The sequence below is a fragment of the Duganella sp. 1224 genome, from assembly GCF_013408245.1.
GTDB lineage: Bacteria > Pseudomonadota > Gammaproteobacteria > Burkholderiales > Burkholderiaceae_D > Rugamonas.
The window spans coordinates 1,527,324-1,541,444 of sequence record NZ_JACBYS010000001.1; the positions used below are offsets into that span (position 1 = coordinate 1,527,324).

14 protein-coding genes are annotated in these 14,121 nt (G+C 66.7%); 5 read left to right on the top strand and 9 right to left on the bottom strand.

The genetic code is table 11. The features are described from left to right. Positions 1–2 precede the first annotated feature (2 nt). On the bottom strand, positions 3–992 hold the full coding sequence (mltG, locus tag FHW58_RS06870; RefSeq protein ID WP_179672308.1) for an endolytic transglycosylase MltG: 990 nt from the start codon (positions 990–992) through the stop codon (positions 3–5). A 153-nt stretch (positions 993–1,145) separates the two neighbouring features. Between mltG and FHW58_RS06875 the strand changes: the two genes are divergently transcribed. Genes FHW58_RS06875 through FHW58_RS06885 form a run of 3 tightly spaced genes read left to right on the top strand, consistent with a single transcriptional unit; the run spans position 1,146 to position 3,185 of the window. Beyond that, positions 1,146–2,162, top strand: coding sequence for a folate-binding protein YgfZ (locus FHW58_RS06875; RefSeq protein WP_179672309.1), 1,017 nt, complete (start codon positions 1,146–1,148; stop codon positions 2,160–2,162). Between the two features lies 1 nt (position 2,163). Further along, positions 2,164–2,451 carry a DUF4936 family protein gene (locus FHW58_RS06880; protein WP_179672310.1) on the top strand — a complete coding sequence of 96 codons (288 nt, stop codon included), beginning with the start codon at positions 2,164–2,166 and terminating at the stop codon, positions 2,449–2,451. Further along, complete coding sequence (locus FHW58_RS06885) at positions 2,442–3,185, top strand: NRDE family protein (protein WP_179672311.1); 744 nt, start codon at positions 2,442–2,444, stop codon at positions 3,183–3,185. Before FHW58_RS06880 ends, FHW58_RS06885 begins: the two co-directional genes overlap by 10 nt. A gap of 38 nt (positions 3,186–3,223) precedes the next feature. On the opposite strand, the gene FHW58_RS06890 is transcribed toward FHW58_RS06885, so the two are convergent. Together FHW58_RS06890 and FHW58_RS06895 are read right to left on the bottom strand one after the other, a co-directional pair. Then, positions 3,224–4,441: a RimK family alpha-L-glutamate ligase gene (locus tag FHW58_RS06890; protein WP_179672312.1), complete on the bottom strand. Its 1,218-nt coding sequence runs from the start codon at positions 4,439–4,441 to the stop codon at positions 3,224–3,226. Beyond that, complete coding sequence (locus tag FHW58_RS06895; protein WP_229265072.1) at positions 4,438–5,916, bottom strand: aspartate aminotransferase family protein; 1,479 nt, start codon at positions 5,914–5,916, stop codon at positions 4,438–4,440. Before FHW58_RS06895 ends, FHW58_RS06890 begins: the two co-directional genes overlap by 4 nt. A 71-nt stretch (positions 5,917–5,987) precedes the next feature. Here FHW58_RS06895 and FHW58_RS06900 point away from each other — a divergent pair, with 71 nt between their 5' ends. Then, positions 5,988–6,362 (top strand): flagellar protein FlaG, encoded by a 375-nt coding sequence (locus FHW58_RS06900; protein ID WP_179672313.1) that lies wholly within the window; start codon positions 5,988–5,990, stop codon positions 6,360–6,362. A gap of 9 nt (positions 6,363–6,371) precedes the next feature. After that, positions 6,372–7,688, top strand: a complete 1,317-nt coding sequence (locus FHW58_RS06905; protein ID WP_179672314.1) for a hypothetical protein — start codon at positions 6,372–6,374, stop codon at positions 7,686–7,688. Here FHW58_RS06905 and FHW58_RS06910 read toward each other — a convergent pair. The 6 genes from FHW58_RS06910 to FHW58_RS06935 all read right to left on the bottom strand — a co-directional run bounded on the left by FHW58_RS06910 (position 7,681) and on the right by FHW58_RS06935 (position 13,998). Beyond that, positions 7,681–8,109: a GNAT family N-acetyltransferase gene (locus tag FHW58_RS06910; protein WP_179672315.1), complete on the bottom strand. Its 429-nt coding sequence runs from the start codon at positions 8,107–8,109 to the stop codon at positions 7,681–7,683. The two genes, FHW58_RS06905 and FHW58_RS06910, sit on opposite strands and share 8 nt — an antisense overlap. Before the next feature lie 36 nt (positions 8,110–8,145). Then, on the bottom strand, positions 8,146–9,066 hold the full coding sequence (locus FHW58_RS06915; RefSeq protein ID WP_179672316.1) for an SDR family oxidoreductase: 921 nt from the start codon (positions 9,064–9,066) through the stop codon (positions 8,146–8,148). Next, positions 9,063–10,067, bottom strand: a complete 1,005-nt coding sequence (locus tag FHW58_RS06920; RefSeq protein WP_179672317.1) for an NADP-dependent oxidoreductase — start codon at positions 10,065–10,067, stop codon at positions 9,063–9,065. Before FHW58_RS06920 ends, FHW58_RS06915 begins: the two co-directional genes overlap by 4 nt. Further along, the gene (locus tag FHW58_RS06925) at positions 10,064–10,843 is read right to left on the bottom strand and encodes an SDR family oxidoreductase (protein ID WP_179672318.1); all 780 of its coding nucleotides are present in this window, start codon (positions 10,841–10,843) and stop codon (positions 10,064–10,066) included. The genes FHW58_RS06920 and FHW58_RS06925 overlap by 4 nt, the downstream gene beginning before the upstream one ends. 129 nt (positions 10,844–10,972) lie before the next feature. Next, positions 10,973–12,814, bottom strand: a complete 1,842-nt coding sequence (locus tag FHW58_RS06930) for an acyl-CoA dehydrogenase (protein WP_179672319.1) — start codon at positions 12,812–12,814, stop codon at positions 10,973–10,975. 5 nt (positions 12,815–12,819) lie between these two features. Beyond that, a complete protein-coding gene (locus FHW58_RS06935) occupies positions 12,820–13,998 on the bottom strand; it encodes an acetyl-CoA C-acyltransferase (RefSeq protein ID WP_179672320.1) in 1,179 nt (392 codons plus the stop codon). Positions 13,999–14,121: the final 123 nt, after the last annotated feature.

The window sequence follows — 14,121 nt, forward strand, 5'->3', positions numbered from 1 at the left end:
TGTTATCGTTGATACTGGTTGACTGCGCGATTATGGTCGTTCAGGTTGTCCGAGAACTGGCTGGTGCCGTTGCCCTTGGAGACGAAATACAGCGCGGCGGTCTTGGCCGGCGACAGCGCCGCCATCAGCGACTGCACGCCCGGCAGCGCGATCGGCGTCGGCGGCAGGCCGGCGCGCGTGTAGGTATTGTACGGGGTGTCGGTTTCCAGGTCCTTCTTGCGGATTTTGCCGTCGTACTTGCTGCCCATGCCGTAGATCACGGTCGGGTCGGTCTGCAGCAGCATGCCGAGCTTCAGGCGGTTGACGAACACGCCGGCGATCATGGCGCGCTCGGACTTTTGCCCGGTTTCCTTTTCGACGATGGAGGCCATGGTCAGCGCCTCGTACGGGGTGCGGTATGGCAGCGACGGATCGCGCTTGGCCCAGGCGTCGGCCAGGCGGGTCAGCATCATCGCATGCGCCTGCTTGTAGATCTGCAGGTCGCTGGAACCCTTGGCGAACAGATAGGTGTCCGGGAAGAACAGCCCTTCGGCGTCCTTGTAGTCGGACGCCAGCGCCTGCATCAGCTCGGCGTCGGACATGGCCACGGTGTCGTGCTTGAGCCCCTTGTGGGCGGCGATGGCGGCCCGCATCTGGCGGAAGGTCCAGCCCTCGATGATGGTCAGCTGCTCCTGCGCGAACTCGCCGCGCGCCAGCTGGTCGATCAGGCGCAGCGGCGTCGAGCCGGGCTTGAGCTCGTAGGAACCGGCTTTCAGCTTGCTGCTCTTGCCGGTCGCGCGCGCCAGCAGGTTGAACAGCAGCGGCTGGATCGGCACGCCGGCCTCGGCGATCTGCTGGCCGGCCGCGTGGGCGCCGCTGCCGGGCGTGATGGTGAAGTCGATGGCCTCGGCGTCGGCCGGGATGATCGGGTTCTGCGACCAGTACATGAAATAACCGCCGCCGGCGATGGCCAGCACGATGCACAGACTAATTATTTTTTTGATAAAAGCCATTATGAAAGCAGTCTTGTTGAGTCAAGTCGCACAGCTTGCCAGTTCCTGGCGCTGTCCGCCAGCGCGTTTTGCGTGGCATCTGACGCGTTCCGCGCGACATCACTATAATGAGCCCGTAATGATAATGCTTTCACCGTCAAAAGATTGAAAATTATGGCTTCCTGGAATGAACTTTTAACGCCGCCAGCGGTTCCGCTGAGCACGACGCAACTGGCGGTCGGTTTTGTCGCGCCGATCACCGACCTCGGCCTGATCGCGCTGGACGGCGAGGAATCGGCCAGCTTCCTGCATGCGCAGCTGACCAACGACGTCGAACACCTGGGCCAGAACGAGGCCCGCCTGGCCGGCTACTGCTCGCCGAAAGGCCGCCTGCTGGCTTCGTTCCTGATGTGGCGCAACGCCTCTACCATCTTCCTGCAAGTGGCGCGCGACATCCAGCCGGCCATCCAGAAACGCCTGTCGATGTTCGTGCTGCGCGCCAAGACCAAGCTCAGCGACGCCACCGAGCTGCCGGCCCACCAGGTGGTGCTGGGCCTGGGCGGCGGCCTGGCCGAAGCCACGCTGCAGACCTGGTTCGACGCCCTGCCCGCCAAGCCCTACGCCAAGCTGGATCACCCGCTGGGCACGCTGATCCGCGTGGCCGACGTGTTCGGCGCGCCGCGCTACCAGTGGCTGATGTCGGCCGAGACGGCCCAGAACGTGGCGCCGGAACTGGCCGCCAAGCTCAGCGTGGGCGGCAACGACGCCTGGCAGCTGTCCGAAATCCACGCCGGCGTGGCGCACATCGGCAAGGCCACGCAGGAGCAGTTCGTGCCGCAGATGGTCAATTACGAGCTGCTGGGCGGCGTCAACTTCAAGAAAGGCTGCTACCCGGGGCAGGAAATCGTCGCCCGCAGCCAGTATCTGGGCAAGCTCAAGCGCCGCACCACGCTGGTCAGCATACCCGACCCAGCGGTGGCGGCCGGACAGGAAGTGTTTGCCACGGCCGATCCCGAGCAGCCGTGCGGCATGATCGTCAACGCCGCGCCCAACGGCCAGGGCGGCGTCGACGCGCTGGTGGAAATGAAGCTGGCGGCCATCGAGTCGGCTTCTGTGCGGCTGGGCTCGGCGCAAGGTACGCCGCTGAGCTTCCTGGCCATGCCCTATGTGCTGGAAGCGCTCGATCTCTAGCATGGATCTCTACATCTACTACAAGGTCAAGGACAGCGACGCGGCGTCCTTGCTGGCGGCACTCGTCCCGATGCAGGCGGCGCTGGCGCAACGTCACGGCGTTGCGTGCCAATTGAAGCGCCGTCCGGACAGCAAGGATGGGGTGCAGACCTGGATGGAAGTCTATCCGGCGGTGTCCGACACCTTTGCGGCGGCATTGCGCGAGGCGGTGGCGGCGGCCGGCGTGGACCAGTACACCACCGGCCTGCGCCACACCGAAGTCTTTATGGACGTCGTCCCATGTGCCTGATCGTCTTTGCCTGGCAGGTGGTGCCGGCGGTGCCGCTGATCGCCGCCGCCAACCGCGATGAGTTCTATCAGCGCGCCACCGCGCCAGCCGCGCCGTGGCCCGAGCATCCGCAGGTCTACGCCGGCCGCGACCTGCAGGCTGGCGGCAGCTGGATGGGCATCACCCAGCCCGGCGCCGACGGCGGGCCGTCGCGCTTCGCCGCCATCACCAACATCCGCGCGCCGTCCGCGCACAAGGACGATGCGCCGTCACGCGGCCACCTGGTCGCCGACTACCTGGCCGGCAATATGACACCGCAGGAGTATGTGGCCACGATCCGCCCCACGGCCGGCCGCTACAACGGTTTCAACCTGATCCTGGGCGACCGCGACACGCTAATCTGGTACTCCAACAAGGGCGACGGCGACCCGCGCAACGGCCAGCCGCTGGAGCCCGGCATCTACGGGCTGTCGAACGCGCTGCTGGATGCGCCGTGGCCGAAAGTGCTGAAGACCAAAGCCCAGTTCGCCAGCCTGCTGTGCCTGGGGGCGCCGGAGGAAGCCTTCTTCGAGATGCTGTCCGACACCACGCAAGCGCCCGACCTGCGTCTGCCGGAAACCGGCGTGCCGCTGGAGCTGGAACGCGTGCTGTCCGCCGTCCGCATCGAAAGCCCCGGCTACGGCACCCGCACCTCCACCGTCGTCAAGCTCTACGCCAACGCCCCCGCCACCCTGCACGAGGTGCTGATACACTGATCGCCGCGGGCGTCATCGTCATGCACGTGTTTTCGTCCTCAACCCACTGACTTCGCCAGCAACTGGCGGAAGGCGGTGAACACCTTGCGCATGGCCGGAGCCTTGTAGGGGAACATGTCTTCCGGGTCCATCGCGTGGACGATCATGGCGTTGTCGGCTTCGAAGATCAGCAGGTCGCCGTTGGGCATTTCGCCGCAGTCGATGCCGAGGTATTCCATGCCCAGGCGCGCATAAATCGCCGCCAGCGCGGCCTGGTGGCGGACCGCGAAACCCTGCTCGAAACGCGCCATTTCCGCCGCCTCCTCGGCGCGCTTGTCGGCGCTTTCGGTCATGCCGGCGTTCAGGTAGTGGATCATCCAGTTCTGCGAAATCGCGTAGTGGCAGATATACGGCACGCCGTCGATCAGCGCCACGCGGTATTTGCGAAACATGCCGTCGGCGCTGCGGTAGTCGACAAAGCGCGAGATGTAGAACTGCGGCCCGGCCACCTTGTCCAGGTAGGCCCCGAGCGCGGCCGGCGTGTCGATCTTCTCCAGGTTGGTGCCGGCGTGCGAGCCGAGCGGACGCACGATGATCGGAAAGCCGCCGTCCGGCAGCAAGCTTTCGATCGGCTGCGTGCCGGCTGCCACCGCCTTCAGCGCGCCCAGCGTGGTGCGGACCGACAACGGCATTTCCACCTGCGGCAAGCCGCGCAGCGCAGCGCTGAGGCCGTCGCGCGAAGTCATGCGGATCTGCTGCGGCCGGTTCAGCACCGGACGCGGCCAGTTGGCGGTGTATTCGATCAGCCGCGCCAGCAGCGGCTGGTTGGCTTCCGACTCGGCCACGCCGACCAGCATCACGTCATGGTCCGGCACCTCCTCGGGAAAATCTTCATCGGCGCGCAGATACAGCAGTTCCAGCGTGACGTCGCTGTCTTCGACCAGGAATTCGACCGGCGTGTTGGCCATCAGGTCGCCCGGCCCCATCAGCACCAGCAGCGTGGGGCCGCCCGGCTTGGCGGCCGGGATGGTGTAGCGCGGCTGCAGCATGATGGCCTCGGACTGCACCGCCAGCGCGTCATCGCGGTTGCCGGTGAGCTGTAGCACGGTGGAAAAATCCATGTAGGCGTTGGCGTCGTTCGGATAGGTCTGGGCGCGCTGCAACAGCGCCTGGCCGATCGGCGACAGGTCTTCGCCGGCGAAGGCGCGGCGCATCAACGGCGCCACGCCGATGAGCGGCGCGTTGTGCTGGCCGATCGTGCTTGCATCAAAGGTCATGCGGACTCCAGGTGAGAGGCAGCCAGGCGCGCGGCGCCCAGCGTCAGCACTGCGTTCAGCAGCGCGTCGATATCTTGTTGGCCGGTGCGGTGGTTGACGATGGCCGTGCGGATCGTCAAGTGACCGCGTACCGTGGTAGCGGAGGGAGCGGCAATGCCGGACTCCTGCAGGTCGGCGATCAGCGCGGCATTGAAGGCATCGGCGTCGGCGTGGCCCGGCGCGCGGTGGCGGAAGCAGACGATGTTCAGCGCCACCGGCGCCAGCAGTTCCAGCTCCGGCTGCGCCTTGACCCGCTCCTCCAGGTAGCGCGCCAGCAGGCAGGTTTCATAAATCACCTGGCCGATGCGCTCGGCGCCGAATACCTGGAAGGTGAACCAGGTTTTCAGCGCGCGGAAGCCGCGCGACAGGTCGGGGCCGAAATCGCACGGCCACGGCGAATTGGCCGCCATGCCACGGGCGTCGCGGCGCAGGTAGGTGTCGCGGCTGGCAAAGGTTTCAAGGTGCAGACCGGCGTCGCGCACCAGGATGAAGCCGGCGTCATACGGCACCTGGCCCCATTTGTGAAAGTCGCAGGCGATGGAGTCGGCCAGCTCGATGCCTGCCAGCAGCGGGCGCAGTTCGGGCGACAGCGCCGCCAGCGCGCCATAGGCGCCATCGACGTGGAACCACAGGCCGTTGCGCTCGGCAATGGCGGCCAGTTGCGGCAGCGCGTCGATGGCGCCAACGTCGACCGTGCCGGCCGTCCCGGCCACGAAGAAGGGCTGCAGGCCGGCCTGGCGGTCGGCGGCGATGGCGCTTTCCAGCGCCGCGATATCCATCTGGAAGGCAGCGTTCATCGGGATCCTGCGCAGGTGGGCGCTGCCGAGGCCGGCCAGATCCATGGCCTGGGCGATGCAGCCGTGCGCGCCGGCCGAGGCGTAGGCCACCAGTTGCCGCTTGGGTGGAATGCCGTGGCTGCGCACTTCCCGGCCCAGCGCGCGGTAGCGGGCCACCAGCACGGCGATCATATTGGCCAGCGAACTGCCGGTGACAAACAGGCCGGAGGACGACGCCGGGAAACCGAACAGCTCGGCCATCCAGCGCGTGATCTGCCGCTCGACTTCCACCGGAATCTGGTCGCGCCCGCCGCAGTTGGCGTTGAGGCCGGCGGCCAGCATTTCGGCCAGCATGCCGACCGGCGTGCCGCCGCCCTGCACCCAGCCGAAGAAGCCGGGATGAATGTTGCCTATCGTATAAGGAAGTATATGTTCCATGAACTGTTGGTGGACCTCGGCCAGTTCGCTGCCCCGGGCCGGCAGCGGCGCGTGGAAGGCGGCGCGGGCCTCCTGCGGCACCGGCTGCCAGACCGGGCGCTGGCGCAGGTTCTGCAGATAATCGATCATGTCGTCCAGCATGCGATGGCCCTGGGCGCGGAAGGCCTGCCAATCGGCCGGATCCAGCGGTCCGGCGAAATTTTCTTGCGTTTTTTTTGCCATGTGACTCAATTTTTGTTCAGGCCTGCCGTTAATACCAGTAACGGCGTAGTTTGCCCAAGGAAAAACCACTTATGGATACGAGCAGCATTAACCGTCTGGATACGCTACCCACCTCCACCGCTGCGTGGGCGGTGTTGCCTGCGCCTGCCTTGGACCGAAGCGGGGGCGCGGATGCCGCACAGGCTATTGTCGCCGCTAAAGTTGATCCGGCGGCGGCGCTGCCGAGTAAATCTGAGTTAAAAAAGTCGGTTGACGCGATAAATCGTTTCCTCGAAAACAATAGTCAGGTAGAGTTCAGCATCGACGACAACAGCGGCCTGCCGGTGGTGAAGGTCATCGATACCCAGACCAAGCAGGTGTTGCGGCAGCTTCCATCGGAAGAGTCGCTGGAAATCGCCAAGAATCTCAACAGCATGAAGGGCCTGCTCATCGATAGCAAGGCATAGTACTCCAACTTGATCAACCACGCCGCCGATCTGCGCCAGCTGCCTCCCACCGCCGAGTTGCTGGTTGCCGGCGGCGATGACAGATTGACACTGGATGCGGCCAGCGGCCGCTCCCGCTACGGCTGCCAGCCAACACCGGAGCCCGATCTGGTGGCGCTGGGATCGGCCACCGCGTCGCCCATTTCCCCGTATGCCTATCACGCCGCCGACGCGCTGCGCGAGCGGTGCGCGCTGGCGCTGCGCTCGCAGCCGGCGCTGGTGGTGTACCGGCGCGCGCTGGCCGCCGTGCGACAACGTTTGTTGGCGTATTGCGGCTGCGCCGGCGACGACAGCCCGCTGCCGCTGCTGGCGCCATCCGGCACCGATCTGTTCACGCTGGCCGTCAATCTGCGCCAGCCGCAGTGCACCGTGATGATCGACGGCGCGGAAACCGGCAGCGGTGTGCCGCTGGCCCTGCTCGGCCCGCGTCAGGGCGCGCCGTACCAGGTGGCGGTGCGGCACGCGGACGGCAGCCTGCGCGACCCGGCCAAGGTCGATGCCGACTATGCCGCCATCGTCGACGCGGCCGCGGAGCGCGGACAGCGCGTGCTGCTGGTGCTCACCGATGTCAGCAAGACGGGCCTGATCGCGCCCTCCATCGCGTCGGTCCAGGCGCTGCGGGCGCGCTGGCCGGACCATCTGGACGTGATGGTGGATGCGTGCCAGTTCCGCATCGACCCGGGCACAGTGCGCGCCTACCTGGCACAGGGCTACATGCTGGCGCTGACCGGTTCCAAGTTCATGACCGGCCCCACCTTCAGCGGCGCCCTGCTGCTGCCGCGCGCGATGGCGGCCAGCGCGGTCGACGCCGCCACCAGCCACAGCAACTTTGGCCTGCTGTTGCGCTGGGAAGCGGCGTTGACCGAGATGGAGCGCTACGCGGCCGTGCCGCAGGCGGCGCGCCTGCGGTGGACGACGCGTTTTGCCGACGCGGTGGCAGATGGCCTGGCGCGGCATCCGGCGTTGGCGCCGCTGCCGGTGCCCGCCATCGACCGCTCGGCATTGGGGCCGGCGGGCTGGGATGGCATGCAAACCATCTTCCCGTTCACGCTGCGCGGCGCCGATGGCCGCGTGTTGGACAGCAGCGAGGCGCGCCGCGTCTATCTTGAGTTGCAGCGGCCGGCCAGCGATGGTGATAGCGCCGGCCGCTATCAGCTCGGCCAGCCGGTGGCGGGCGGCGCGCTGCGCCTGTGCCTCAGCGCCCGCATGATCGCCGACCTGCACGAGGGCCGGCTGCCCGACATCGACCTGGCCGCGCCGCTGGCCCGCCTGGCCCGGCTTATTTGAAGCTGCGCTGCATATTGATGTGGGCGATGCCTGCCTCGTAAAACTCCTCGCCCTCGATGGCAAAGCCGTGACGCTCGTAGAACGGCGCCGCGTGCGTCTGCGCGCTCAGCGCCACCAGCGCGTCGCCACGGGCGCGGGCCTGCGCCATCAGCGCCTGCAGCAGCTCGCCGCCGACGCCGCTGCCGCGCGCGATCTTGCGCACCGCCATGCGGCCGATGTGGCCGTCCGGCAGCAGGCGGCCGGTGCCGATCGGCGTGCCCTCGTCATCGTAGGCCACCGCGTGCAGGCACAGCGCGTCCATGTTGTCCATCTCCAGCTCGGCCGGAACGCCCTGCTCCTCGACAAAGACTTCGGTACGGATGGCCTTGGCGTCGGCGCTCAACGTGCCCCAGTCTCCCAGTTTGATTTGGAACTTGCTCATCGTATTTCCTTCTGACCAAAATACGATTGTCGCACGTCACCCCACCGGCTTGGAAGCACCCTGTATCTTGGCGCGCAACAGCTCGCGGATCTGCGGCGTGGCGGCGTACGGATCGGGCGGATTGGTGCCGGCCACCACGCTTTCCAGGTTGAGCCGCACGCCGGCCAGCGCGTCCGGATGCGAGTAAATGTAGAACTTGCCATCGGCGATGGCCTGGAACGTGATCTCCGCCACCTCGCCGGCCGACACCTTGCCGGACGACACCGCCTTGTCGGTCATGAACTGGGCCGCCATCTGGCTGGCGGTGGGCGCGGCGCTCATGCGCACGTCGTCCGGCCGGTTGCGGTGCGACTGGCTGATGCCGGTCGGCACAAAGTACGGGCACAGCACCGAGGCGCCGATCGGCGCGCCCACCAGTTGCAGGTCGTGGTACAGGGTTTCCGACAGCGACACCACCGCATGCTTGGAGACGTTGTAGACGCCCATCGCCGGCGCGTTTAGCAGCCCGGCCATCGAGGCGGTGTTGACGATGTGGCCTTCGAACGACGGGTCGCGCGCGGCGGCGTCCAGCATCAGCCTGGTGAAGATGCGCACGCCATGGATCACGCCCCAGACGTTGACGCCCATCACCCATTCCCAGTCGGCCTCGGTGTTTTCCCAGATCAGGCCGGCCGAGCCGACGCCGGCGTTGTTGAACACCAGATGCACCACGCCATATTCGGCCACGGCGGCATCGGCCAGCGCCTGCACCTGCTCGCCCTTGCGCACATCGCACAGCCGCGCGACCACGCTGGCGCCCTGTGCGCGCAGCTCGGTGGCGGCCTGCTCCAGCGCGTCGGCCTGCACGTCGGCCAGCACCAGCTTCATGCCCTCGCGCGCGGCGACGTTGGCGAATTGCCGCCCCAGCCCACTTGCGCCGCCGGTGATGACGGCCACTTTGTCACGGAATGTTTTCATATCAGCTTCACCAGTTGTTTGCCAAAATTACGCCCTTGCAGCAGGCCCATGAACGCTTCCGGCGCGGCGGCCAGGCCGTCCGCCACCGATTCGCGGTATTTGATTTGACGATTGGCGACCAGCACGGCCAGTTCCTGCAAGCCGTGCTGCCAGAATTCCATGTGCTCGGTGACGATGAAGCCGCGCACGGTCAGACGGTTCAGCAACAGCGCCCGCGCGTTCTTGATCGGCAGCTCGGCGCCGTTGTAGCCGGCGATCAGGCCGCACAGCGCGATGCGGGCGAAGGCGTTGGTGCGCGCCAGCGCCGCGTCCAGGCAGGCGCCGCCGACATTTTCGAAAATGGCGTCGATGCCGTCCGGCGTGGCGGCGGCCAGGTCGGCCTCCAGGTTGCCGGCCTTGTAGTCGACGCAGGCGTCGAAGCCCAGTTCATGGACCACGTAGGCGCACTTCTGCGGCCCGCCGGCGATGCCGACCACGCGGCAGCCGCGCAACCGCGCCAGCTGGCCGACCACGCTGCCGACCGCGCCGCTGGCGGCCGACACCACCACTGTCTCGCCGGCCGCCGCCTCCATGATCTGGTTGAAGCCGTACCATGCGGCCATGCCGGGCATGCCGACCACGCCAAGAAAGGCCGACAGCGGGATGCGCGTGGTATCGAGCTTGCGCAGCAGCACGCCGTCCGATACGCCCATCTCGGCCCAGCCCAGCATGCCGTTGACGTAGTCGCCGACCTGGAAGAAAGCGTTGCGCGAGGCCACCACCTGGCCGACGGTGCCGCCGATCATGGTCTCGTTGAGCGGCTGCGAACTGGCGTAGCTCTTGGCCGCGCTCATGCGGCCACGCATATACGGGTCCAGCGACAGGTAGTGGTTGCGAATCAGCACTTCGCCGTCGGCCAGTTGCGGCACGGCCACGGTCTCCAGGCGGAAGTTCTCCGGCTTGACCGGGCCGCGCGGCCGCTCGGCCAATACGATGCGCTGGTAAGTCTGGGGGATGCTCATACCGCCGACACGCCCCCGTCCACCGCCAGGATCTGGCCGGTGATGTGCTTGCCCGCGTCGGACGCGAACAGCACGGTGGCGCCCTTCAGGTCCTCGTCGTCGCCGAGGCGGTTCAGCGGGGCGTGGCCGGTCAGCTGGTCGCCCATGGCTGACAGCAGGCCCTTGGTCATCTTGGACGGGAAGAAGCCGGGCGCCAGCGCGTTGACGGTGATGCCGAAGCGGCCCCACTCGCCGGCCAACGTGCGGGTGAAGTTGACCAGCGCGCCTTTCGAGGTGTTGTAGGCGATGGTCTGCATGGTGCCCGGCGGGTTGCCGGCCAGGCCGGCGATCGAGGCGATGTTGATGATGCGGCCCGACTGGCGCGGGATCATCGAGCGCTTGCCCACCAGTTGCGACACCACGAAGATGCTACGGATGTTCAGGTCCATCACCTTGTCCCAGGCTTCGATCGGGTGGTCTTCGGCCGGCGCGCCCCAGCTGGCGCCGGCGTTGTTGATGAGGATGTCGATGTGGCCGAGGTGGCCGATGGCAGCGTCCACCAGCGCCTCGGCCTGCGCGTCCTGCGACAGGTCGGCGGCGACAGCGTGGGCGGTGATGCCGCGCTGGGTCAGGAAGCCGACCGCTTCATCCAGTTCGGCCTGCTTGCGGGCCGAGATCACGACCGTGGCGCCCTGCTCGCCCAGCGCCAGCGCCATCTGCAAGCCGAGGCCGCGCGAGCCGCCGGTGACCAGCGCGGTCTTGCCGGCCAGCGAAAACAGTTCTTGGGTAGTGCGCATCAAAGTCTCCTTTCTTGCCCAGCGTCGCCGGCGAAAGCCGGGGTCCGTGCTGAGCATCTGCTCTATGGGTTCCGGCCTGCGCCGGAACGACGGGGTTGACGTGGCGAACGCCGGGGCCCATGCTGAGCTTTAAAACCACGCGTCCTGCATATCAAGCGTGGTGGTGTCTATGCTGGCCAGCAAATCCAGCTGCGGCCCCACTTTCGGCAACTCCCACTGGAAGAAATACCGGCAGGCCTGCAGCTTGCCGCGGTAAAAATCGGTATCGCCGCCGGCCAGCGAGGCCGCCGCCAGCAAGCCCTGCTGCAGCCAGATCCAGGCGACCACCACATGGCCGACCGCTTCCAGATACAGGCTGGCGTTGGCCAGCGTCTTGTTCAAATCGCCGACAGCATACAGCTTCTGCGTCACTTGTTCCACGCCCTGCCACGCCTGCTCCAGCGCATCGGCATGCGCCAGCAGCGCGACGCTGATGGTGGCCAGGCCCGGACCAAACGCATCCGGCGCGCCGACGCTGCCGCGCACCTTGCGCACGGTCTTGCGCAACTCGCTGCCAAAGGCGCGGAACAACGCGCCGTCCTGCAGCGTGACCTTGCGGCCCAGCAGGTCCAGCCCGTGGATGCCGTGCGTGCCCTCGTGGATGGCGTTCAGCCGGTTGTCGCGATAAAACTGCTCGACATTGTACTCGCGCGTGTAGCCGTAGCCGCCGTGTACCTGGATGGCCAGGCTGTTGGCCTCCACGCACCACTGCGACGGCCACGACTTGGTGATCGGCGTCAGGAAATCCAGCAGCCGCGCCGCGTGTTCGCGCGCCTCCGGCGCCTCGGCCGTGTTCTGCTCGTCGACCAGGCGGGCGCTGTACAGCACCAGTCCCAGCCCGCCCTCCACGTACGCCTTCTGCGCCAGCAGCATGCGCTTGACGTCGGTGTGCTGGATGATCGGCAGTTGCGGCTGCGACGCGTCCTTCTGCGCCGGGTGACGGCCTTGCGGACGGTTGCGCGCATAGTCCAGCGCATGCAGGTAGCCGGTGTAGCCCAGCACCGCCGCGCCCAGGCCGACGCCGATGCGCGCCTCGTTCATCATGTGGAACATATTGGCCAGCCCGTGGTGCGGCTTGCCGACCAGGTAGCCGATGGCGCCGCCCTGCTCGCCAAAGTTGAGCAGGCAGTTGGTGGTGCCGCGATTGCCCATCTTGTGGTTGAGCCCGGCCAGCGTGACGTCGTTGCGCGCGCCCAGGCTGCCATCCGCGTTGACCAGGAACTTGGGCACGATGAACAGCGAAATGCCTTTGACGCCAGGGATCAGCTTGCCATCCTCGCCGGGAATCTTGGCCAGCACCAGGTGGATGATGTTTTCCGCCAGCTCGTGCTCGCCGGCGGAAATCCACATCTTGTTGCCGGTGAGGCGGTACTGGCCGTCGCCGTCCGGCACCGCGCGCGTGGTGATGTCCGACAGGCTGGAGCCGGCCTGCGGCTCGGACAGGCACATGGTGCCAAAGAAGCGTCCGGCCAGCATCGGGTTGACGAAGCGCTCGATCTGGTCCGGCGAGGCGCACTTGAGCAAGGTGTTGGCGTTGCTCATTGTCAGGAAGGTGTAGGCCGAGGTGCTGACGTTGGCGGCCGTGAAATAGGCCGCCAGCGCCTTCTCGACCACCACCGGCAGCTGCATGCCGCCACGGTCGTAGTCCTGCCCGGCGGCCATCAGGCCGGCCAGCGAGAACGCCTCCAGCGCCGCCTTGACCTCGGGGATGATGCGCACCTTGCCGTCCACCACCTGCGGCTCGTTGCTGTCGGCCTTCTTGTTGTGCGTGGCGAACAGGTCGGTGGCCAGCCGCTCGGCGGTGTCGAGCGCGGCGTCGAAGGTTTCGCGGTTGTGGTCCTCGAAGCGGGCACGGCGCGTCAACGCTTCCGCCTCCAGCCATTCGTACAACATGAAGGACAAGTCGCGGCGCGACAGAATGGTCGAGCGCATGGCGCTTACACCACTTCGAACAGGCCCGCCGCTCCCTGGCCGCCACCGATGCACATGGTGACCACCACGTATTTGACGCCGCGGCGCTTGCCCTCGATCAGCGCATGGCCGACCAGGCGCGCGCCCGACACGCCGTACGGGTGACCGACCGCGATGGCGCCGCCGTTGACGTTGAGGCGGTCCATCGGAATGCCCAGCTTGTCCGCGCAGTACAGCACCTGCACGGCAAACGCCTCGTTCAGTTCCCACAGGCCGATATCCTCGACCTTCAGGCCGGCCTTCTTCAGCAGCTTGGGCACGGCGAACACCGGGCCGATGCCCATCTCGTCCGGCTCGCAGCCGGCCACGGCAAAGCCGCGGAACACGCCCAGCGGCTGCAAGCCCTTGGCGGCGGCGGTCTGGGCGTTCATGACGATGGCCATCGAGGCGCCATCGGAGAACTGGCTGGCGTTGCCAGCGCTGATGACGCCGCCCGGCATCGCGGTGCGGATCTTGGACACGCCCTCGTAGGTGGTGTCGGCGCGGATGCCTTCGTCGGCGGAAATGGTTACTTCGCGCGACAGCAGTTGCCCGCTGGCCTTGTCGGCCACACCCATCACGGTGGTCATCGGGACGATTTCGGCGTCGAACAGGCCGGCGGCCTGGGCGGCGGCGGCGCGCTGCTGGCTCTGCACGCCGTATTCATCCTGGCGCTCGCGGCTGATGTCGTAGCGCTTGGCCACGGTTTCGGCGGTTTGCAGCATTGGCCAGTAGATTTCCGGCTTGTTTTTCGACAGCCAGACTTCCTTGTACATGTGCATATTCATTTCCTGCTGCACGCAGGAGATCGACTCGACGCCGCCGGCCGCGAAAATGTCGCCCTCGCCAGCGATGATGCGCTGCGCCGCCATGGCGATGGTCTGCAGGCCGGACGAGCAGAAGCGGTTGATGGTGACGCCGGCGGTGGTCACCGGGCAGCCGGCGCGGAGAGCGATCTGGCGCGCGATGTTGCCGCCGGTGGCGCCCTCCGGGTTGGCACAGCCGGCCAGCACGTCCTCCACCTCGCCGGACTCCAGCTGGGCGCGCTGGATGGCGGCTTGCAGGACGTGACCGCCCAGCGTGGCGCCGTGCGTCATGTTGAACGCGCCTTTCCAGGATTTCGCCAGACCCGTGCGGGCGGTAGAAACAATGACGGCATCGATCATGAGAGTCTCCTATAGTGTATGTGTTATGCAACCCAGAATAGCACAGTTTTAGTACGGTCGTTCGCAAATATTTTTGTAAGTTTGGCGTAAGTTTGGAGCAAGCATCGCGTAAGGTTAGGCGCC